Raw genomic sequence first — 19,837 nt, 5'->3', positions numbered from 1 at the left:
CAACGAGCGGCGGCACGTGGTGCGGGGGGTCACCCGGGCACTTCCGAGCATAGTGGGGTGGGTAGGTCCAGTATGTGAGCAGGGTCATAACGGTCTGGGCGGCACCCGGCCGGGGCGCGGCCAGTACCGGGCCACCACCCGACCCACCACGTCGGCCACTCCGTACGCCCGGGAGTCGTCGGTGACCAGATCGTTGTCCCCGTGCAGCCACCATCCGCCGTCGATCGGGCGGACCGCACGCTTGACCACCAGCAACTCGGGGCGGCTGCGGAAGACCGCGATCACCACGTCGCCGGGGCGGATCGCCCGGCCACCGCGACGGACCAGCACCGCGTCGCCGTGCCGCAGCGTCGGCGACATGGAGGGACCGGTGACGAGTACGGGGGACAGTGGCCACCGCAGCCAGGGCGCGGACACCGGTTTCACCTCCAGCGGCCTCGGGGACCCACCTCCAGGAGTAATGTCGTCTTGGATCATCGCAAACTTCCCATGGAGGATCCTGATGCGACTTGCACGCATCCTCGCGCCTCGCGTGACCGCCAGCGCGCACTGCGACCTGCCCTGCGGTGTCTACGACCCCGCCCAGGCTCGGATCGAAGCCGAGTCGGTGAAAATGATCTGCGAGAAGTACCAGGCCAACACCGACCCCGAGTTCCGTACCCGGGCCATCCTGATCAAGGAGCAGCGGGCGGAACTGGTCAAGCACCACCTCTGGGTGCTGTGGACCGACTACTTCAAGCCGCCGCACTTCGAGAAGTACCCGCACCTGCACCAGCTGTTCAACGAGGCCACCAAGCTGGCCGGTGCGGCCGGCGCCAAGGGCGCCACCGACCCGGCCAAGGCCGACGAACTGCTGCAGAAGATCGAAGAAATCTCCAAGATCTTCTGGGAGACCAAGCAGGGCTGAATGCCTGCCGACGGCGGCCGGCCCACCCCGACCGGGGCGGGCCGGCCGCCGTCGTCTGTGGCGGCTGCCCGGCGGCAACCGTCGGTAATGGTGACGTGCGCCAACCGTCCGCCCGACTGAGCGGGTAGAGTCCCCGACCGGGGGGATGAGTGGTGACTCAACTGACCGGCCAACCGACGACCGACGACGACATCGTGCACCTCACCGTGCCCGCCGACGGCGGGTACCTCGGCGTGCTCCGCACCGCCACCGCCGGCCTGGCGGCTCGTCTCCAGTTCGCTCTCGACGAGATCGAGGATCTGCGCATCGCGGTCGACGAGGCCTGCGCCATGCTGCTCGCGATCGCGCCCCGGGGGGCCGAACTCGACTGCCGCTTCGCGGTCACCGAGGATGCGCTGACCGTCGAGGTGACCGTGCCCACCGTACCGGGCGCCAGACTGCCGGCCGAGAGTTCGTTCGCGTGGAAGGTACTCACCGCGCTGACCACCTCGGCGTCGGCGGCCGCGGTCGACGGCCGGGCGACCATCTCCCTACTCACCCGCCGCGCGTCTGGCTGGTGAGGACGCGCTCACTCGAACCCGAGGGCGCGGGTGGTGGGCGGGCTCACCAGCAGCCAGGTGACGCCGAGGCCGAGCGCGATCAGCGGTACGCCGAGCCAGCCCATCCCCCCTTGGATCATGAACCAGCCGATCGGCAGCAGCATGAGCTGAAGCACGATGGCGGGCGCCCGGGCGCCGGCCCGGTGGCGCAGCAGTGCGCTTCCCAACGCCCAGAGCGCGACCGCGGCACCGATGGCGAAGGCGGTGACCAACAACGCCGACGTCAGGTGCGTGGTGGTGGCCGTGAGGTCGGCGACGACCAGCCAGGCGGCGACCAGCCCGACGGCGACCGCCTCGACGCGCAGCAGTCGAACCGCCCAACGGAGTGTGACAGGGGTCGGGTCGGAGTCGATGGTCACGCGGTCACGATACCCGTGCCGTCGCGGAGTACAGTGCCGCCCATGCGGGCCGTCCTGCTGGTCAATCCGAAGGCCACCACTACCAGCGAGCGTGCGCGGGACGTACTGGTCCGGGCGCTGCGCAGCGAGGTCGATCTCTCCGTCCGGTACACCCGGCAGCGAGGTCACGCCACCACACTGGCCAGAGAGGCCGCCGCCGAGGGCGTCGACGTGGTGGTCACCCTCGGTGGAGACGGCACGGTCAACGAGGTGGTCAACGGGCTGATGTCGGCGACCAGCGCCGACGGCCAGCCGCCCACCGCCGACCGGCTGCCCGCGTTGGCCACCGTGCCGGGCGGCTCGACCAACGTCTTCGCACGGGCGCTGGGCCTACCCCGGGAGTGGGCGGAGGGCGCCAGCATGATCCTGGAGGGGCTGCGGCTGGGCCGGCGCCGCACGATCGGCCTCGGTCGCGCCGACGACCGCTACTTCACCTTCTGTGCCGGCTTCGGGCTCGACGCGGCGGTCATCCACCGCGTCGAGGAGGCCCGTCGCCGGGGTCGGGTCTCCTCGCCGGGGCTCTACTTCCGCGCCTTCACCGCGCAGTTCCTGTTCGGCGCCGAGCGGCGCCACCCGGCGATCCAACTGGAACAGCCGGGCGAGGCGACAGAGGGTGAGCTGGCGAGCATCATCGTGCAGAACACCGCCCCGTGGACGTACGTCGGTGACCGGGAGGCCAACCCGAACCCGGAGGCGTCCTTCGATCTGGGGCTGGACGTGATGGCCTTTCGCCAGCTTGGCGTCGCCAGTACGACACGTACCGTGACGCAGTTCCTCTCCAACACGCCCAATCCGCGAGGACGTCAGGTGTTACGCCGACATGACGTAGCGGAGTTCACGCTGGTCGCAAGCCGTCCGCAGGCGTTCCAGCTCGATGGGGACTATCTTGGCGAGCGGGAAAAAGTCAGATTCACCTCCGTTCCCGCCGCACTCAGAGTAATCTGTTAGGTCTCCGGTACCACGGGGCGGAGTTGGCCGGCGCGACCCCCAGCGCGCGACGACCGCGACACCCCGGGACCATGCCGGAAATGTCAGCATTGTCCGGCGGACTGTACTATATTGATCCTCGACTGTGGTAAGCCGGGTGCCTGGAGCAATCCAGAACCCGGACAAATGGGTTGTGGGCTTGCTCACCGCACGGAGTTTTTCCGAGCGCCACCCTTGACATTCCGTGAGTTCGTGAAAGTATTCACAAGCGAACTTGAGTTACCGGGACATTGCCTGGATACGCTCGGGAGGTTGAGCGTTCCGGCAGGTCCTGGAGCTAGCGAGCCTGCTCACGCACTGCCGAATTGACGGACGCAAACCGTCACCATCGGCATTGCGGACGCATATAGGAAAAGCACCAACAGCAACATCTGCCACCCATCCAGAATGAGGAGTGTTGCCGCCATGGACTGGCGTCACCATGCTGTCTGCCGCGACGAGGACCCGGAGCTGTTCTTCCCGATCGGGACGTCCGGTCCGGCTCTCCTGCAGGTCGAGCAGGCCAAGGCCGTCTGCCGGCGCTGCTCCGTGACCGACCAGTGCCTGCAGTGGGCGCTGGAGTCCGGTCAGGACGCTGGCGTCTGGGGCGGGATGAGCGAGGAGGAGCGGCGCGCTGTCAAGCGGCGCGGCGGCCTCCGGGTGCTGCGCGCTCACTCCGCCTGACCCAACCCACACCCACATCACAAGCAAGCAGGTACGCCCCGGTCGGCTAACCCCACCGGGGCGTTCTGCTGCCCGCCCTCCCCGTCGCGCGTCGGTCCTACCGTCAGCGGCGGACGCGAGAGCAACGACGCCACTACCCAGCGTGATCAATGCGGGTGGTCGGAAGGTGGGCGGTTGCTCGGTGCAGGACCAGGTCGACCACTTCGGGTGCGTCCGTCAGGGGGGCGGCCACCGCCACGGCGCCGGCGGCGCGGGCTGCGGCGGCCACCGCGTCGTGGAACAGGCCAGGAGCCAGGAAGTACGCGGCCACCGCGACCCGGCGCGCACCGGCGGTACGTAGCCGCTGGACCGCGACGTCGACGGCCGGCGGCGCCGCCGAGGCGTACGAGACCCGGGTCGGTGTGCCGAGAGCGGCACCGAGCGCCCTGGCCACCCGACCCACGGACGCGCGGGCGGCCGGATCGCGGGTGCCCGCCGCCGCCAGCACCAGCGCGTCGAACCGGCCCGGATCCGCCTCGGCCAGTCGTCGCCGCAATCCGGCCAGGAGCGCCCGGTCCACCTCATCGCCCACCGGGCCGAGTACGTCGGTGACGGCGACCCGGATCGGGGGCCCGGACTGCTGGGCGGCGGCCACCGCCGCAGGAATGTCCACCCGCCGGTGGTACGCGGCGGTGAGCAGGAGCGGCACCAGGACCGCCCGGCGATGCCCGGCGGCAGCCAGCCCTCGCAACGCCTCGGTCGGACCGGGCTCGGTGTGGTCGAGCCAACTGGCCAGCACCGGTGTGCCGGGCCGGGCGGCCGAGATCGCCCGGGCCAGGGCCCGGGTCGCGTCGGCCGCCCGGGGATCACGGCTGCCGTGGGCTACCAGGAGCACGGGATCCCCGCCCGGCCCGTGCCCCCCGGGCCGGACCAGGCCGCCGGGCGGCTCCGCCCGTTCGGTCAGAGGTGCAGCCCGCACTCGGTCTTCTCGAACATCGCCCACCGTCCGGCGCGCGGGTCCTCGCCGGCCCCGGTCCGTCGGGTGCAGGGCCAGCAGCCGATGGAGCCGTAGCCGCGCCGGAACAACTCGTTGACCGGCACGTTCCACCGGGCGATGTAGCCGTCGACGTCCGCCTGGGTCCAGGCCGCGATCGGGTTGACCTTGACCTTGCCCCGGCGGGGGTCGAAGGTGACGACCGGGGTGTTGGCCCGGGTCGGCGACTCGTCGCGCCGCAGCCCGGCCGCCCAGGCGTCGTACCCGGCGAGGGCCCGTTCCAGCGGCTCCACCTTGCGCAGCTGGCAGCACTCGTCCGGCGACTTGTTGAACAGCCGGGGCCCGTACTCGCCGTCCTGCTGGCCGACGGTGAGCCGGGGCCGGATGGACCGGACGTTGACCGGCAACCGCCGGGCCACCTCGTCCCGCACCGCGAGAGTCTCCGGAAAGTGCAGCCCGGTGTCGAGGAAGACCACGTCCACCCCGGGCGCCACCCGGGAGACCAGGTGAGCCAGCACCGCGTCGGCCATCGAGCTGGTCACGCAGAACCGGTCGCCGAAGGTTTCCGCGGCCCACCGGGCGATCTCCAGTGCCGGCGCCCCCTCCAACTCCCGGCCGGCCCGCTCGGCCAGCTCGCGCAGTTGGGCCGAGTCACGCCGGGTAGGGTCGGCGGAAGCGGACGGGCCGGTGCCGACCAGCCCGAGGCCGGCGGCGGAGAGCAGGGCGCTCATCGGGCCACCCCCCGCGACAGCAGGCCGGTGAAGCGGACCGTGAAGACCCGGGCACAGGCGTGGCACTCCCACGCGCCGTGCCCGGTCTCGCTCGGCCGTAGGTTCTCCTCACCGCAGTACGGGCAGTACAGCGGCGCGGAACGGGTCTCACTCATCGCGTCACCTCGCTACGCTCGGTCATCGCAGTTGCTCCTCGTCGGCCCTGATCACCCAGTTGGCGAAGCTCTCGCCCTCGGTCCGGCCGGCCAGGTAGCCCCGGGCCAGCCGCTCGACGTACTCGGGAAGTTCCTCGGCGGTCGTCTTGAGCCCGCGTAGCTTGCGGCCGAAGCCGGCGGTCTGGCCCTCGGCCATGCCCAGCCCGCCGCCGAGGTGCACCTGGAAGCCCTCCACCTGACGGCCGTCCGGCCCGGTCACCAGTTGCCCCTTGAGGCCGATGTCGGCGACCTGGGTGCGGGCGCAGGCGTTCGGGCAGCCGTTGATGTGGATGGAGATGTCCGTGTCGAAGTCGCGTAGCCGCTGCTCCAGCCGGGCCACCAGGTCCTCGCCACGCGCCTTGGTCTCGACGATGGCCAGCTTGCAGTACTCGATGCCGGTGCAGGCCATGGTGCCGCGCCGCCAGGCCGACGGACGGGCTTCGAGGCCGATCTCGCGCAGGCCCGCGACCAGTGACTCGGTCCGCTCCGGCGGCACGTCGAGCACCAGCAGCTTCTGGTACGGCGTGAGCCGCACCCGGCCGCTGCCGTGCGCCTCGACCACGTCGGCAAGTTGGGCGAGCTGGCTACCGGAGACCCGCCCGACCACCGGGGCGGCACCGACGTAGTTGCGGCCGTCCCGCTGGGCGTGCACGCCGATGTGGTCGATCGGCTTGTCCGGCAGCTCCGGGGCGGGCCCGTCGAGCAGCGTCCGGCCCAGGTACTCCTTCTCCAGCACCTCGCGGAACTTCGTCACGCCCCAGTCGGCGACCAGGAACTTCAGCCGGGCGCGGTGGCGCAGGCGTCGGTAGCCGTAGTCGCGGAAGATGCCGACCACACCGGCCCAGACGTCGGGCACCTCCCCGAGCGGCACCCAGACGCCGAGCCGCTGGGCCAGCATCGGGTTGGTGGACAGCCCGCCACCGACCCACACGTCGAAGCCGGGGCCGTATTCGGGGTGGTCGACGCCGAGGAAGGCGATGTCGTTGGCCTCGTACGGGGTGTCCACCAGCCAGGAGATCGACGACTTGAACTTGCGGGGCAGGTTGGAGTACTGCTTGTCGCCGACGTACCGCCGGACGATCTCGTCGATCGCCGAGGTCGGGTCGATCCGCTCGGCCTCGGCCACCCCGGCGACCGGGCTGCCGAGCACGATGCGGGGGCAGTCGCCACACGCCTCGGTGGTCTGCAGGCCGACCGACTCCAGCCGCCGCCAGATCTCCGGCATGTCCTCCACCCGGATCCAGTGGTACTGGATGTTCTGCCGGTCGGTGATGTCGGCGGTGTCCCGGGCGAACTCACGGGAGATCTCGGCGATGGTCCGCAACTGGGCCAGGTCGAGCTGCCCGCCGTCGACGCGTACCCGCAGCATGAAGTACTCGTCTTCCAGCTCGTGCGGTTCGAGCACGGCGGTACGCCCGCCGTCGATTCCCGCCTTGCGCTGGGTGTAGAGGCCCCACCAGCGGAACCGGCCACGCAGATCCTGCGGGTCGATCGAGGCGAAGCCACGGTGGGCGTAGATGTTCTCGATCCGGTCCCGCACGTTCAGCGGGTTGTCGTCCTTCTTGATCCGCTCGTTGGGGTTGAGCGGCTCGCGGTGCCCGAGCGCCCACTGGCCCTCGCCCCGGGCGCGGCGCGGGGCCCGTGCGGGGCGCGCCGAGGGGTCCCCGGTGCGGGCCGGAATGTCGCTGACCGCCATCGCGGCGTCCTCCGTTGTCTGCGGTGCCTCGGGTGGGTACGCGGACGTGACGACCGGCTCCCGGTGGGGCCGTGGACAACGGTGTCTTGGGCGGCCGGCGCGCTGCGTACCCGAGGCAGAATGGTCGGGCGTCGTCAGTGGGCCGGACAGATGGCGCTGCGCACGCGGCCGTAATCGACGTGGCGGCGAGCCACGAAGCGGCGGACCACAGCGGCAGTCATGACCGCCATGCTGCCACACCTCCCATGGGCCAGCCAATGAGCAGGTGCGGGATCCCACATCACGGGCGGCCGCTGCCGCCACCGACGGGCCGGCCGTGTGGCAGGCTCGCGTCATGGGGGATTTGTCCGGTAGGTCGGTCCCGGCCGCCGGAGTGGGCGTTCGGCTCAGCGGAGTCGGGCTGCGCGCCGTACCGGTGTGGCTGGCGCCGGCCGGCCTCACCCTGATCGTCACGCTGGTCGGGCTGGACGCCGCACAGCCCTGGCGGGACGAGCTGGCCACCTGGAGCGCCGCCGCCCGCCCGGCGGGCGGCCTGCTCCGGCTCGCCGGCACCATCGACGCCGCCACCGGGCCCTACTACCTGCTCATGCACGCCTGGCTGACGGTCGCCGGCGACTCGGTGGCCGCGCTGCGACTGCCGTCCGCGCTGGCGATGACGGCCGCCGCCGGACTGATCGCCGTACTCGGCCAACGGCTGTGGGACGCCCGCGTCGGCGTCCTCGCCGGGCTGCTGTTCGCGGTGCTACCCGCCACCTCCCGGTACGGCCAGGAGGCTCGGCCGTACGCCCTGGCCACCGCGCTCGCCGTGTTGAGCACCCTGCTGCTGGTCGACGCCCTACGCCGGCCCGGCTGGGTTCGGTGGGCGGCGTACGCCCTCGCCACGGCCGCGCTCGGGCTGACCCATCTGATCGCGCTGACCCTGCTCGCCGCGCACGCCGTCGTGGTGCTCGGCCAGGGCGGTCGACGTACTCCCCCGGCCGACGCCGCATCCCGCTACTCGTCGGCGGGCCGCAGCCCCAGCCGGCGCGCCCCGCTGTGGTGTTTCCTGCTCGCCCTGGTGCCGGTGGCGCTGGTGCTGACGCCGCTGGCCCTGCGCGCCCGGCAGCAGCGCTCCCGCCAGCTGGACTGGGTGGACCTCGTCCGGCTCGGCGACCTGGCCGCACTTCCGGGCGGCCTGACCCAGAGCGCGGCGGTGGGCGGCCTGCTGGTGGCGCTGGCGACACTCGGCGCCGGGTGGCTCGGCCGACGCGCGGCGCTCCCGGTGGCCTGCGTGCTGCTGCCGGTGCTGCTGCTGTTCGCCGCCGGACTGGTCGTCCCGCTGTGGGTTCCCCGCTACCTGGTCTTCGTGCTGCCCTTCGGTTGCCTGCTGGCCGGCGCCGCGCTGGCCTCGGCCCGCCTCGCGGTGGCGCTCGTCGTGGTGAGCCTGGCCGGACTGCTCGGGCTGCCGGACCAGGTCGCGCTGCGTCGTACGCACGAATGGCCACGCACCGCCACCGTCGACTACCAGGGCGCGGCTCAGCTCATCGCGGCCGGCCAGCGCCCCGGCGACGCGGTGGTCTACTCCCCCCGCGACAGCTGGCTCTTCCTCGACCTGGGCCTGCGCTACCACCTGCGCGGGCAGGCACCCCGCGACGCGCTGCTGGCCGAGGAGCAGAACCGCCGGGGCGACCTGTGGGCCACCGAGTGCGACCGCCCGGCGGAGTGCCTGGCCGACGCGGAGCGGGTCTGGCTGGTGGTGGCCGGCCGTCAACCCGACCCGCTGGGCGCCGTCCCCGGCCCCAAGGGAGACGCCCTGCGCACCCGCTACACCGTCGCCCGCACCTGGCCCCGCCCCGGCCTGACCATCGCCCTGCTCACCCGGTGACGCTCAGGACGCGGGGCGGGCCAGCGGGACGGTGAGGACGGCTTCGGTGCCCCCCTCGGCGCCGTTGCGCAGCTCGATGCTGCCGCGCAGTTCGCCGGTGACCAGCGCTCGGACGATCTGCAACCCGAGCTTGGCACCGCCGTCGGCGTCGAATCCGTCCGGTAGTCCTCGACCGTTGTCGGCGACCGTGACATGCAACGTCTTGCGCAACCGGTGCGCGGAGACCACGACCTGTGGCGGCTGCTCCCCCGCCGCCGGCTGGGGCGGGGCGGGAGCCGGCTCCGGCACGCCCTCGTCGGCCTCACCGGTCGGCGGGAAGCCGTGTTCGACGGCGTTGAGCAGCAACTCGTTGAGCACCATCACCAGCGACGTGGCGATCTCGGCGGGCAGTACGCCGAAGCTTCCCGTACGCCGCATGCCGACCGGCACCTCGGTCGCCGCCACCTCGGTCGCCGCGCTGGCCACCCGGTCGACGATCCCGTCGAACTCGACCGCCTCATCGCTGGACATGGAGAGCGTCTCGTGCACCAGGGCGATCGACGCCACCCGGCGGACGGATTCCTCCAGGGCGACCCGCGCCTCGGGCATGGCGACCCGGCGGGCCTGTAGCCGCAGCAGGGCCGCGACGGTCTGCAGATTGTTCTTCACCCGGTGATGGATCTCCCGGATGGTGGCGTCCTTGGTGATCAGAGCGCGGTCGCGGCGGCGTACCTCGGTGATGTCGCGGACCAGGACCAGCGCGCCGATCGGCACTCCGGCGGGCATCAGCGGCAGGGCCCGGGTGAGCATGGTCGCGCCGCGGGCGTCGATCTCCCGCCGGGGCGGCGCCTCGCCGCGCAGGGCGGCGAGGATGCCGTTGGCGGCTTCCGTGCCCTCCAACGGATCGTTGGCCAGTCGGCGGTGCAGCGCCGCGAGATCCTCGCCCACCAGGTGCGAGGCGTAACCCAGCCGCCGGTACGCCGACTGCGCGTTCGGGCTGGCGTAGGTGACCTTGCCACCGGCGTCCAGCCGGACCAGGCCGTCACCGACCCGGGGCGCCGAGGTGGTCTCGCCCGGATGCCGGGGCGGCGGGAAGGTGCCGTCGGCGATCATCTGGGCCAGGTCGTCGGCCGTGGTCAGGTAATTCAGCTCCAGCTGGCTGGGGGTGCGCGCGGTGGACAGGTTGGTGTCCCGGCCCACCACGGCGATCACCTCGCCGGACTCGCCGTCGGCGGCCCGCAGCCGGACCGGGATCGCCTCGTGCCGGGCGGGCACGTCGCCGTACCAGACCGGGTCACCCTCCCGCCAGATCCGCCCCTGCCCGTACGCGATCTCCAGATGCGCCACCTCCGGGCCGCCGACGATCCGCCCCACCTGGTCGTCCTGGTAGGCGGTGGGCGCCGTCGTCGGGCGCACCTGGGCGACGCAGAGGAAGCTGCCCTCGCCGTCCACCGGCACCCAGAGCAGCAGGTCGGCGAAGGAGAGGTCGGACAGCAGTTGCCAGTCACCGGCGATGCGGTGCAGGTGGTCGATGTCGGCCGGGCGGAGACGGGTGTGCTCCTCGGCGAGGTCGCGCAGCGTGGACACGCCGACCAGGGTGCCACGCGGGCGGTCACATCGTCGCGGTGACCTTCTTCAACCCTCGTGGCGCGTCCGGGTCCTCACCTCTGGCCAGGGCCAGCGCGAGCGCCAGCCGTTGCAGCGGCAGGATGTCCAGCAGCGGGGCGTACCGCTCCTCGACGTCGGGTACCGCGAGCCGGGTGGCCCCCGCGATCTCGGCGGAGCCGACCACGACCACGTCGGCCCGCCGCTCGCCCAGCCGGGGCAGCACCTCGCCCATCGCCCGACCGCCGGGGCCCGAGCCGACCACCGCCAGCACCGGCACGTCCGGATCGGTCATGGCCAGCGGGCCGTGCAGCAGGTCGGCCCCGGAGAAGGCCAGTGCCGGCAGGTAGGAGGTCTCCATCAACTTCAGTGCCGCCTCCCGCGCGGTCGGGTACGCGTACCCCCGGCCGGTGGTGACCAGTTGGCCGGCGAACCGGTAGCGCGGTGCGAGCTGGGTCGGGGTGGGGTCGGCCAACGTACGGGCGGCCAGCTCGGGCAGGTCGGCCAGGGCCCGGCGTTCCGCCTCGGGCAACACCCCGTCGCCGGCTCGGATCCCCTCGACCAGCAGCAGCAGGGCGAGCAGTTCGGCGGTGTACGTCTTGGTGGCCGCCACCGCCCGCTCGTGTCCGGCCGCGATGTCGATGCCGAGTTCGGCGGCCGCCGCCAGCGGCGAGTCCGGTGCGTTGGTCACCGCGAGGGTGAGCGCCCCGGCGTCGCGGGCGACCCGCAGCACCTCGGTCAGGTCCGGCGAGCCACCGCTCTGGCTGACCCCGACGACCAGGGCGTCGGACAGGTCCGGCCGGGCGCCGAAGAGGGTGATCGCGCTCGGTGAGGCGAGACCGGCCGGCAGGCCGAGACGGATCTCGGCGAGGTACGCCGCGTAGAGCGCGGCGTGGTCGGAGGTGCCCCGCGCGGTGAACACCACGTGCCGTGGCCGACGCTCGGCGATGGCCGCCGCGACGCGGGCGATCGGCGCGGCGTACTCGGCGTCGAGCAGTCGCTCGTAACCCGTTGGCTGCTCGTCGATGTCGGCGGCCATGCCGCTTCCTGGGCGCGTCACGAAAGCTCCTCCCCTGCGCGATATCCGCGCGTTTCCTGCTCAGTCTTGCACCTTTCGATCCATTCAGGCAATTGAACGAGCACTATCGCGCAGCTGATCACCAAAACTAGATGCCGTCACCTACGCTGACCCGGCCTCACCGCCATCCGGTACCGACCAGTGAGAGGACGACGTGGCCGAGGGAACGGACGATCGGGCGTTGCCGGTGACGGAGGAACTGGCCCGGGCCCGAACAGCCCTGGACGCCGGTGACCTCACGCACGCGGCCGGCCATCTCGCGGGCGCGCTGGCCCGCGCTCCGACCATGCCCGAGGTGCACGAGACGCTCGCCCGGTTGGCCACGGCCAGTGGTTCCGGCGGGTTGGATCTCTTTCCGCTGCAACACCACACCTTCGTCGGGGCGGTGGTCGCCCGAGCGCACCTGCTGGCCGCGGCCGGCCGCCCGGCCGAAGGTCTCGACCTGCTGGTCGCCGCCAGCGCGCACGCACCCGGTACGAACTGGGCCGGGGTGCCCTGGGTGACCTCGCCCGACCTGGCCGAACGGATCGGCCCGGACCAGGCGGCGCGGGTGCTGATGCAGGTCTGCGCCGCCGCCCCCGACCCGGTGCCGCCGGCCGACCGGGCTGCCCTGGCGCCGTACCTGACGCTGGCCCACAACGCGGTCACCGTCCACCCCGAGCACGCCCTGCTGCTGGGCACGGCGTCCGCGCTGGCCCGGCGGGTGGGCGAGGTGCCGCTCGCGGTCCGCTGGGCCACCCGGGGCGTACGCGCGGCGCCGTCGAAGATGGGCGAGGTCTGGCTCGGGTACGCGCTGCGCAGCGCCGGCCGGACCCGGGAAGGGCTCGCCGCGCTCCGCCGCGCCGTCGACCACGACCCGGACGACCTGGCGGTGTACGCCGACATCGCCGGCACGCTGGCCGACCACGGCCGGCTGGAGGAGGCGCTGGGCTGGATCGAGCAGGCACTGGTCCGTAACCCGTCCTTCGACTGCGCGGTACACACCGCGCACCGGCTGCGTTTCCAGCGTGACGGCGAGGTACGTCACCTGGTCGCGCTAGCCGACTTCATCCGCGACAATCCGGACGACTCGCACGAGCACGCCGATCTGGCCGAGTGCTGCCGTGGCCGTCCGTGGTTGGGACAGTTGACCCCACCGCCGACCGCCGACCCGGCGCTCGCCCCGCCGTCGGCCAACTCCGGCATCGCCTCGCCGCCGACTGACCCGTCCACCACCTCGCCATCGACCGACTCCGGCGTCGCCTCGCGGCCGACAGACCGGGCGCTCGTCTCGCCGCCGACCGACCCGGCGCTCGTCTCGCCGCCGACCGACCCGGCGATCGTCTCGCCGCCGGCCGAGTCGGACGTCGCCTCGCCGTCGAACGGTTCGGTGGCCCGGCCGGAGTCGTCGCCGGCCGGCGGGGCCGATCCGGTGCGATCGGCGGCACGTCGGGTCCCGTCGCCCCCCTCGGCGGAAGCGGCCCGCCGGCTGCGCGAGTTGGCCCATCCGGCCTGGCCGCACCCGCCGGCGGCGTACGACACGGCGGTCGCGCTGGCCACCCTCGACCTGACCGACCTGCTGGGCCTGCTGGCCCACCCGCCCGAGACCCCGCAGACCGCACTGGGTCGGGTGCTGTCCGGCCAGGATCCCGCGCTATGGGTCCGTTGCGTGCGGGTCTGGACCTGCCTCGGCCTGCTGCACCACCGCACCGACGAGCCCTGGGCCTCCTCGACCCGACGCCGGGTGCTGGTGGAACTGGCCCAGGCGGCGGAGGTCACCGAGGCGGCCCTGTTCGCCCTGGTGACGGCCGCCTGGGTGGATCCGGCGGTGCGGCCCGACGTGGCCCGGGTGGTCGCCGAACGACTGACGGCGGTGGCCGAGGCGGCGCAGGCCGGCCGGGTCTCCATGGCCGTCTCGCTGGCCCATCTGGCGCTCGCCACCCCGGATCTCGATCCGGACAGCCTGGCCCTGGCGCGCACACTGGCCCGGGTACCCGCCCGGCCCGGCCGTGGCGTGCTGCGTGCCCTGCTGCGCCGGCTCCTACGCCCGTTCCGGCCGCGCCTGCCCGGCCCACCCCCGCCCTGACCGCACCAGCCCGCCGGCCGCCCCGGGCGGGGCGGCACGTACGCGGCGACGGTCAGCCGGGCGACGGCCGGGAAGTGTTAAAAGGGCCCCCTGCTATACGCGAGGCGTTAACAGGGGGCCCTTCCTTTCAGGCGGCCGGGGTGCGGGCGAGGGCGGTTTCGGCCTGCTCCTCGGGGGTGCCGGTGGGCTCGTTGCTGGTGCGCAGCGGAATCTCCCGGACGAACCAGGCCAGCACCGGCACCAGTACGGCAAAGAGCACCGCCCAGAGGAAGACGTGCGAGATCGCGTCCGCCAGGCCACCCAGCACCAGTTCGCGGGCCTGGGCCGGCAGTTCCTTGAGCGCCTCGATGTTCATCGCCGCGCCGCCCTCGCCGCCACCGCCGAACGCCTCGCCGGCCGCTGATCCGGCCAGCCGGTTGGCGAAGATGGCACCGAACAGCGAGATGCCGAACGACCCACCGATGGAGCGGAAGAAGGTGGCCGCACCGCTGGCCGCACCGAGGTCCTTCTGCTCGACGCTGTTCTGCGCGATCAGCATCGTCGTCTGCATGAGGAAGCCCATGCCGACCCCGAGCACGATCATGTAGATCGACGACTCGACCTTGCCGGTGTTCGCGTCCAGCAGGCTCAGCAGGGCGAGCCCGACGGCCATCACCACACCGCCGACGATCGGGAAGATCCGGTACCGGCCGGTTCGGGTGATCGCCCGGCCGACGACCAGCGAGACCACCAGCATGCCGAACATCAACGGCAGCAGCAGCAGGCCGGAGTTGGTGGCCGAGGCGCCCTGCACGGTCTGCTGGTAGAGCGGCAGGAAGTTCATCGCGCCGAACATCGCGAAGCCGAGCAGGAAGCCGATCACCGAGATGAGGGCGAAGTTCCGGTTGGCGAACAGAGCCAGCGGCAGAATCGGCTCGGCGGCCCGTCGCTCGACGAACCCGAACAGCACCAGCGCGATGGCCGCGAGCACGACCAGGCCGAGGATCTGCGGCGAGCGCCAGGCGTACTCGTTACCGCCCCAGGTGGTGATCAGCACGACCGACGTGATGCCGACCGACAGCAGCGCGGCGCCGAGCCAGTCGATGCGGTGCTCGGTGCGGTACTTCGGCAGGTGCATGGTGGCGATGAGCACGGCCAGTGCCACGCCGCCCAGCGGGAGGTTGACGTAGAACGCCCACCGCCAGGACAGGTGGTCGGTGATGAAGCCGCCGACCAGCGGACCGGCCACCATCGCGATGGCCATGATCCCGGCGATCATGCCCTGGTAGCGGCCCCGCTCCCGGGGCGGAACCAGGTCGCCGATGATCGCCATCACGCCGACCATCAGGCCGCCGGCGCCCAGGCCCTGCACGGCCCGGAAGGCGATCAACTGGACCATGCCCTCCTGCGGACCGCCGAGGAATCCGGACCCGGACATCCCGCACAGCGCCGACCCGATCAGGAAGATCACCACTGCGGTGAGGAACACCGCCTTGCGGCCGTAGAGATCACCGAGCTTGCCCCAGATCGGGGTCGAGACCGTGGTGCCCAGCACGTACGCGGTCACCACCCAGGTGAAGTGGTTCAGGCCGCCGAACTCGCCGACGATGCGCGGCAGCGCAGTGCTGACGATCATATTGTCGAGCATCGCCAGCATCATGGCGATCATCAGACCGAAGAGCACGACGCGGACGTTGGGTCGCGCTACGGCCTGTGTTTGCTGAGCCATGGGTAAGCTCTCCCCCCGAGATACGGCGCACTTACTTGCCGTCCGGCTAGCCACCTTACTAGCCGGACGGTAAGTTCGACAGCGAACAACGGTCAAGCGATTTGGGTGGTGCGGGTGAGCCAAAGCACAGGCGGCACGCGGGAGCGGATCAAGGCCGTCGCGCTGGAGCTCTTCACCGAGCAGGGCTACGAGGCCACCTCGTTACGCGAGGTCGCCGAGCGGCTCGGTGTGACCAAGGCCGCCCTCTACTACCACTTCAAGAGCAAAGACGAGATCGTCACCAGCGTCGTCGAGGACCGACTGGTCCGGATGGACGCCCTCATCGCATGGGCGGAGACCCAGCCGCCCACGCTGGCCACCCGCCACGCGGTCATCGAGCGCTACGCCGAGACCATGTTCAGCGGGGGGCAGCCCTCGGTGATGCGCTTCTTCGAGCAGAACCAGACGGCGCTCAAGAGCCTCTCCGCCGGCCGCGAGATCCGCGAGCGGATGTTCCGGCTGGCCAACGTGCTCTGCGCCGGGGACGACTCACCCGGCGGGCAGTTGCGTGCCGCCCTGGCCCTGTTCGCGGTGCACAGCAGCTGGTTCGCCGTACGCACCCCCGGCATCACCGACGCCGAACGCAAACAGGTCGCCCTGGAAGTCGCCAACGAACTCCTCACCGCCATCGCCCCACCACCCCCCACCCCCTAACCTCCCCCGCGATCTTGCACTTCCCGTCGGGGCAAAGCCGACAAGAGGGGCATTCCGCCGACCAAAAGTGCAAGATCGAGGCGGAAGGGTGGGCGGGGTTAGAGGGGGAGGGTTAGGGCGAGGAGGTTTATGCCGGGGTGGGGGGACCAGTCCTGGGCGGGGACGCGGGTGAAGCCACGGCGGCGGTAGAGGTGGTGGGCCGGCTCGGCGAGGCCCTCGCGTACGCAGATCACCAGGGCGGTGCGGTGCAACTCGGTGGCTCGGGCGACGCACGCCTCGACCAGCGCCGCGCCCACACCCTGGCCCTGCGCCACCGGGTCCACCGCCAGCATCCGGAACTCGGCCTCCCCCGGGCCGCACAGTTCGGCGTACCGGCTGCCGGGCAGCACGAAGGTGACCGAACCGAGCAGGTGGCCGGTGACCGGGTCGGCGGCGACCAGGATCTCGCCATGCTCCGCCCGGCCGGCCACGTCGGCCAGCACCTCGGCGTACCCGCCCTCGTCCTTGAGCTGACCGTCCGCCTCGTACGCGGCGACGGTCAGCCGGGCGATGGCCGGGAAGTCGGCCGGCTCGGCCGGCCGGACCAGCAGGCCGGTCAACCGATCACCGCGATCAGGTCACCGTCCTGCACCACGTCGCCCTCGTTCACCGCGAGCTGCTGCACCACGCCGTCGGACTCGGCGACCACCGGAATCTCCATCTTCATCGACTCCAGGATCACCAGGGTGTCTCCCTCGGAAACGGTGTCCCCGGCCGCTGCGACGACCTTCCAGACGTTGGCCACCATCTCGGCACGGATCTCCTCGGCCATCTCCGGCCCCTTCCCTCACGACTGCCTGCGACGTATCAAATCATGCGCCGCTCGCCCATGGGCCAGGAGCAGCCCCGGCCGCGCCCGCCAGGGCCGGCCTCTAACATCAACAGGTCGGACCCTGGCGCCGGGAGGACCGGTGGGTGCACCGGCGCCGAGGTCGTGCCCAGGCGATCCGACCATCACGAGGAGGTCAGCATGGCGAAGAAGGCCCGCAAGAAGAAGGCCCGCAAGAAGAGTTCCGCCAACCACGGCAAGCGGCCCAACTCCTGAGCCGACGCACGGTTCGCATCGCGGACCGGACAACCGAACGCCGGTGGCCCGTCGGGCCACCGGCGTCGTCGTACGCGGCGTCGGCTCAGTCGGCCAGTTCGCGCGACTCGGTGGTCTCGAAGACGACGAGCTCGCTCAGCCGTACCCGCAGCCGCTCACGCAGTTCGTCCGGCGCGGACTCGTTTCCGCAGCAGCGGGCCACCAGCGCCCTGACCTCCTGCTCGATGCCGTACTCCCGCAGGCACGGGCCACACTCGTCGAGATGGTGCCGGATCAGTGTCCGGCGTTCCTGCGCGCACTCCAGGTCTAGGTAGAGGTAGACCTCGGCGAGAACCTCACGGCAATCCGTCTCGTGCGGGTCTCCACAGCTCACGTCACACCTCCCGGCCACTGGCAGCGGCCGAACTCCGGGCCGACGGCGCGGCGGAGAAACCGCGCTCCGCGGCATAGCCCTCAAGCAGCTTGCGCAGATTACGACGACCGCGGTGCAACCGTGACATCACGGTACCGATCGGGGTGCCCATGATGTCGGCGACCTCCTTGTAGGAGAAGCCCTCGACATCGGTGAGGTAGACCGCGAGCCGGAACTCCTCCGGCAACTGCTGGAGGGCCTCCTTGACGTCGCTGTCGGGCAGCCGGTCCAGCGCCTCGGTCTCCGCGGACCGCAGCCCACTGGAGGTGTGCGACTCCGCCTCGGCGAGCTGCCAGTCGGTGATCTCGTCGGTCGGCGCCTGCACCGGCTGACGCTGCCGCTTGCGGTAGGAGTTGATGTAGGTGTTGGTCAGGATCCGGTAGAGCCAGGCCTTCAGGTTCGTACCCTGCTCAAACTGGTGAAAGGCCGCGTAAGCCTTCAGGTAGGTCTCCTGGACCAGATCCTCGGCATCCGCCGGGTTACGCGTCATCCGTAGACCGGCCGCGTACAACTGATCGACGAATGGCATCGCGTCCCGTTCGAACCGGGCCCTGCGCTCGTCCGTCTTCTCGGTGGTCAACCGCACATCCCCTCGGGTCGGATGCTTCCCCGCTGAGGATACGCGCCCGGACCTACCGGAAGATTCGGTTCCGACGGGTGTGCCCGTCGCCACCTCGGCCGGCGGCACCACCGCAGGCCACTCCGGGCCGGCCAACAGCTGCCTGAGCTGCCGGGCCTCACGCTCGTCGCGTTCCCGGTTCCGGAACTGGGTCGACACCCGCCTCACCCCCCTCGCACAGTGTTCGTCCGTGGGGTGTAACACCCGCCGCAGGTCCGGGCATTCCGCGTATCGCGCTCCATTCCTGGTCCCAGCCACCGGGTAGCACGGCTGGGACCAGGAAGGGCCTGGGAGCCCGGTGTCGCCCGGTCCGGGCGACACCACCGGGTGCAACGACCGGGCGCGGCCGGCGGAAACGGTGCCGTCGACCCGGCCCAGCGGTCAGCTCGGCGCCCAGCCCTGGCCACGCAGCCAGTCGAGCACCACCCCCGCCGTACCGGCCGGGTCGCCGCGCAGGTCGTGCCGCTCGCCCGGCCGGACCACGACCCGTACCCCCGGGCCGGGCTCCGGCACGCCGAACGGATCCCGGTCGCCGTTGACCACCAGGGTCGGCAGACCGGTGGCCAGCTCGCCGGCCCGGCTGCGCTCCGGACGCCCGGGCGGATGCAGCGGAAAGGCGAGCGCGACCACCCCGGCGGCGCCCACGGTGGTCGCCGTCCGGCAGGCCACCCGGGCTCCGCTAGATCGGCCACCCACCAGCAGGGGTACGCCGGGGCAGCCGTCCCGGAGCACGGCCAGCACCGCCCGCCACGCCTCGTCGAGCTGCCCGGCCGGTGCCGGCGCACGCCGACCGGCGACCCGGTACGGCTGGGTCACCCGAGCCACGAGCAGTCCGGCGGCCACCGCGGCATCGCGGAGCGCGAGCAGGTCGGGGGCGTCGACGCCACCGCCCGCCCCGTGCCCCAGCACCAGCAGCGCCCGGGGCGGTCCGGCGGGGGGATCGAGGTCCACCCGCGCCGGACCACGCGGTGTCTGGACGATGTCGTCAGCTGGCACAGCACCATTCTGCGGCCCCGCGCCATGCCGACTCACGCCATCCGCGCCACGCCCGCTACCCGGGCGTCATGCCATGCGACCGAGGTCTGCGCACGGCCGCGTCAGCGGGATGGGACCAGCGTGAGTAGTTGGTCGCGTACCGGCGGGCCCGCCTCGCTGGCGACGTCGGGATCTGGCTGTACCTCGTCGCGCCAGGCCACCAGCATCGCCCGCCGCTCGCGTGGTGTGGTGCCGCCCCACACGCCGTGGCAGTCACCGACCTCCAGCGCCCACGCCAGGCAGGAGCCCTGCACATCACAGCTACGGCACAACGCGACTGCGGCGTCGGCCGGCTCGTTCGGCGCCGGAAAGAACGTTTCCGGGTCGACACTCTGACAGGTGCCCCTGGTACGCCAGGCTTCATCCTGTCGACGTTCCCGCAGCGCCCGCAGTAGTCGCGGATCACGCCGCGCGGCGGCCACCTCATGTGGACGGGGCATACGTGCCCGGGTCATCCACCCACCTCCCCCGTGGGACCAGCAATATCGATAAGCATCGCTCACATGGAGTAAACGACACCCACCACCGGCGCTGTGTTCTATCGCAC

At 71.9% G+C, this 19,837-nt stretch carries 23 protein-coding genes; 8 read left to right on the top strand and 15 right to left on the bottom strand.

Features of this window, described 5'->3' with window-relative positions; translation table 11 throughout:
* Nucleotides 1-84: 84 nt before the first annotated feature.
* On the bottom strand, nt 85-477 hold the full coding sequence (locus tag E0H26_RS12365) for a S24/S26 family peptidase (protein WP_420812823.1): 393 nt from the start codon (nt 475-477) through the stop codon (nt 85-87).
* A gap of 25 nt (nt 478-502) precedes the next feature.
* Here E0H26_RS12365 and sodN point away from each other — a divergent pair, with 25 nt between their 5' ends.
* Together sodN and E0H26_RS12355 are read left to right on the top strand one after the other, a co-directional pair.
* Nucleotides 503-907 (top strand): superoxide dismutase, Ni, encoded by a 405-nt coding sequence (gene sodN / locus E0H26_RS12360; protein WP_131303729.1) that lies wholly within the window; start codon nt 503-505, stop codon nt 905-907.
* 152 nt (nt 908-1,059) lie between these two features.
* A complete protein-coding gene (locus E0H26_RS12355; protein ID WP_131303728.1) occupies nt 1,060-1,467 on the top strand; it encodes an ATP-binding protein in 408 nt (135 codons plus the stop codon).
* 8 nt (nt 1,468-1,475) lie between these two features.
* Here E0H26_RS12355 and E0H26_RS12350 read toward each other — a convergent pair whose 3' ends face one another.
* Nucleotides 1,476-1,865, bottom strand: coding sequence for a hypothetical protein (locus tag E0H26_RS12350; RefSeq protein ID WP_131303727.1), 390 nt, complete (start codon nt 1,863-1,865; stop codon nt 1,476-1,478).
* A gap of 42 nt (nt 1,866-1,907) precedes the next feature.
* Here E0H26_RS12350 and E0H26_RS12345 point away from each other — a divergent pair, with 42 nt between their 5' ends.
* Together E0H26_RS12345 and E0H26_RS12340 are read left to right on the top strand one after the other, a co-directional pair.
* Nucleotides 1,908-2,852 carry a diacylglycerol/lipid kinase family protein gene (locus E0H26_RS12345; RefSeq protein WP_131303726.1) on the top strand — a complete coding sequence of 315 codons (945 nt, stop codon included), beginning with the start codon at nt 1,908-1,910 and terminating at the stop codon, nt 2,850-2,852.
* A gap of 444 nt (nt 2,853-3,296) precedes the next feature.
* Nucleotides 3,297-3,554 carry a WhiB family transcriptional regulator gene (locus tag E0H26_RS12340; protein WP_007072794.1) on the top strand — a complete coding sequence of 86 codons (258 nt, stop codon included), beginning with the start codon at nt 3,297-3,299 and terminating at the stop codon, nt 3,552-3,554.
* 133 nt (nt 3,555-3,687) lie between these two features.
* On the opposite strand, the gene E0H26_RS12335 is transcribed toward E0H26_RS12340, so the two are convergent.
* Genes E0H26_RS12335 through E0H26_RS12325 form a run of 4 tightly spaced genes read right to left on the bottom strand, consistent with a single transcriptional unit; the run spans nt 3,688 to nt 7,148 of the window.
* Entirely contained in the window at nt 3,688-4,467 is a 780-nt protein-coding gene (locus tag E0H26_RS12335; protein WP_131303776.1) for a sirohydrochlorin chelatase, read from the bottom strand.
* Between the two features lie 26 nt (nt 4,468-4,493).
* Entirely contained in the window at nt 4,494-5,258 is a 765-nt protein-coding gene (locus E0H26_RS12330) for a phosphoadenylyl-sulfate reductase (RefSeq protein WP_131303725.1), read from the bottom strand.
* Entirely contained in the window at nt 5,255-5,413 is a 159-nt protein-coding gene (locus tag E0H26_RS29280) for a hypothetical protein (RefSeq protein WP_165521828.1), read from the bottom strand. The genes E0H26_RS12330 and E0H26_RS29280 overlap by 4 nt, the downstream gene beginning before the upstream one ends.
* Before the next feature lie 22 nt (nt 5,414-5,435).
* On the bottom strand, nt 5,436-7,148 hold the full coding sequence (locus E0H26_RS12325; protein ID WP_131303724.1) for a nitrite/sulfite reductase: 1,713 nt from the start codon (nt 7,146-7,148) through the stop codon (nt 5,436-5,438).
* A 334-nt stretch (nt 7,149-7,482) separates the two neighbouring features.
* Here E0H26_RS12325 and E0H26_RS12320 point away from each other — a divergent pair, with 334 nt between their 5' ends.
* Nucleotides 7,483-9,012 (top strand): glycosyltransferase family 39 protein, encoded by a 1,530-nt coding sequence (locus E0H26_RS12320; protein WP_131303723.1) that lies wholly within the window; start codon nt 7,483-7,485, stop codon nt 9,010-9,012.
* Nucleotides 9,013-9,015: 3 nt separating this feature from the next.
* Here E0H26_RS12320 and E0H26_RS12315 read toward each other — a convergent pair whose 3' ends face one another.
* A complete protein-coding gene (locus E0H26_RS12315) occupies nt 9,016-10,578 on the bottom strand; it encodes a PAS domain-containing sensor histidine kinase (RefSeq protein WP_131303722.1) in 1,563 nt (520 codons plus the stop codon).
* Between the two features lie 25 nt (nt 10,579-10,603).
* Nucleotides 10,604-11,635, bottom strand: coding sequence for an SIS domain-containing protein (locus tag E0H26_RS12310; RefSeq protein WP_131303775.1), 1,032 nt, complete (start codon nt 11,633-11,635; stop codon nt 10,604-10,606).
* A gap of 193 nt (nt 11,636-11,828) precedes the next feature.
* Between E0H26_RS12310 and E0H26_RS12305 the strand changes: the two genes are divergently transcribed.
* Nucleotides 11,829-13,739 (top strand): tetratricopeptide repeat protein, encoded by a 1,911-nt coding sequence (locus E0H26_RS12305; RefSeq protein WP_131303721.1) that lies wholly within the window; start codon nt 11,829-11,831, stop codon nt 13,737-13,739.
* A 127-nt stretch (nt 13,740-13,866) separates the two neighbouring features.
* Here the strand turns inward: E0H26_RS12305 and E0H26_RS12300 are convergent, their stop codons facing one another.
* On the bottom strand, nt 13,867-15,447 hold the full coding sequence (locus tag E0H26_RS12300) for an MDR family MFS transporter (protein WP_131303720.1): 1,581 nt from the start codon (nt 15,445-15,447) through the stop codon (nt 13,867-13,869).
* Between the two features lie 108 nt (nt 15,448-15,555).
* Between E0H26_RS12300 and E0H26_RS12295 the strand changes: the two genes are divergently transcribed.
* Complete coding sequence (locus E0H26_RS12295) at nt 15,556-16,140, top strand: TetR/AcrR family transcriptional regulator (protein ID WP_206025033.1); 585 nt, start codon at nt 15,556-15,558, stop codon at nt 16,138-16,140.
* A gap of 98 nt (nt 16,141-16,238) precedes the next feature.
* Here the strand turns inward: E0H26_RS12295 and E0H26_RS12290 are convergent, their stop codons facing one another.
* Together E0H26_RS12290 and E0H26_RS12285 are read right to left on the bottom strand one after the other, a co-directional pair.
* Entirely contained in the window at nt 16,239-16,739 is a 501-nt protein-coding gene (locus E0H26_RS12290; RefSeq protein WP_131303718.1) for a GNAT family N-acetyltransferase, read from the bottom strand.
* Nucleotides 16,736-16,951: a biotin/lipoyl-binding carrier protein gene (locus tag E0H26_RS12285; protein WP_013735733.1), complete on the bottom strand. Its 216-nt coding sequence runs from the start codon at nt 16,949-16,951 to the stop codon at nt 16,736-16,738. The genes E0H26_RS12290 and E0H26_RS12285 overlap by 4 nt, the downstream gene beginning before the upstream one ends.
* A 198-nt stretch (nt 16,952-17,149) precedes the next feature.
* Between E0H26_RS12285 and E0H26_RS30585 the strand changes: the two genes are divergently transcribed.
* On the top strand, nt 17,150-17,224 hold the full coding sequence (locus E0H26_RS30585; protein ID WP_369752275.1) for a 50S ribosomal protein bL37: 75 nt from the start codon (nt 17,150-17,152) through the stop codon (nt 17,222-17,224).
* 85 nt (nt 17,225-17,309) lie between these two features.
* Here E0H26_RS30585 and rsrA read toward each other — a convergent pair whose 3' ends face one another.
* From rsrA to E0H26_RS12265, 4 genes are all read right to left on the bottom strand, one after another.
* A complete protein-coding gene (gene rsrA, locus E0H26_RS12280; protein ID WP_131303717.1) occupies nt 17,310-17,597 on the bottom strand; it encodes a mycothiol system anti-sigma-R factor in 288 nt (95 codons plus the stop codon).
* 1 nt (nt 17,598) lies between these two features.
* On the bottom strand, nt 17,599-18,414 hold the full coding sequence (locus E0H26_RS12275) for a sigma-70 family RNA polymerase sigma factor (RefSeq protein WP_165521827.1): 816 nt from the start codon (nt 18,412-18,414) through the stop codon (nt 17,599-17,601).
* 222 nt (nt 18,415-18,636) lie between these two features.
* On the bottom strand, nt 18,637-19,251 hold the full coding sequence (locus E0H26_RS12270) for an alpha/beta hydrolase family protein (RefSeq protein ID WP_131303716.1): 615 nt from the start codon (nt 19,249-19,251) through the stop codon (nt 18,637-18,639).
* Between the two features lie 101 nt (nt 19,252-19,352).
* Nucleotides 19,353-19,745, bottom strand: coding sequence for a WhiB family transcriptional regulator (locus tag E0H26_RS12265; RefSeq protein ID WP_131303715.1), 393 nt, complete (start codon nt 19,743-19,745; stop codon nt 19,353-19,355).
* Between the last annotated feature and the right edge of the window lie 92 nt (nt 19,746-19,837).

Origin of the sequence: Micromonospora zingiberis (assembly GCF_004331455.1) — a bacterium.
GTDB classification, from domain to species: Bacteria; Actinomycetota; Actinomycetes; order Mycobacteriales; family Micromonosporaceae; genus Micromonospora; species Micromonospora zingiberis.
The sequence above is the reverse complement of the archived record's forward strand: the minus strand, read 5'-3'. Positions and strand labels throughout refer to the sequence as shown.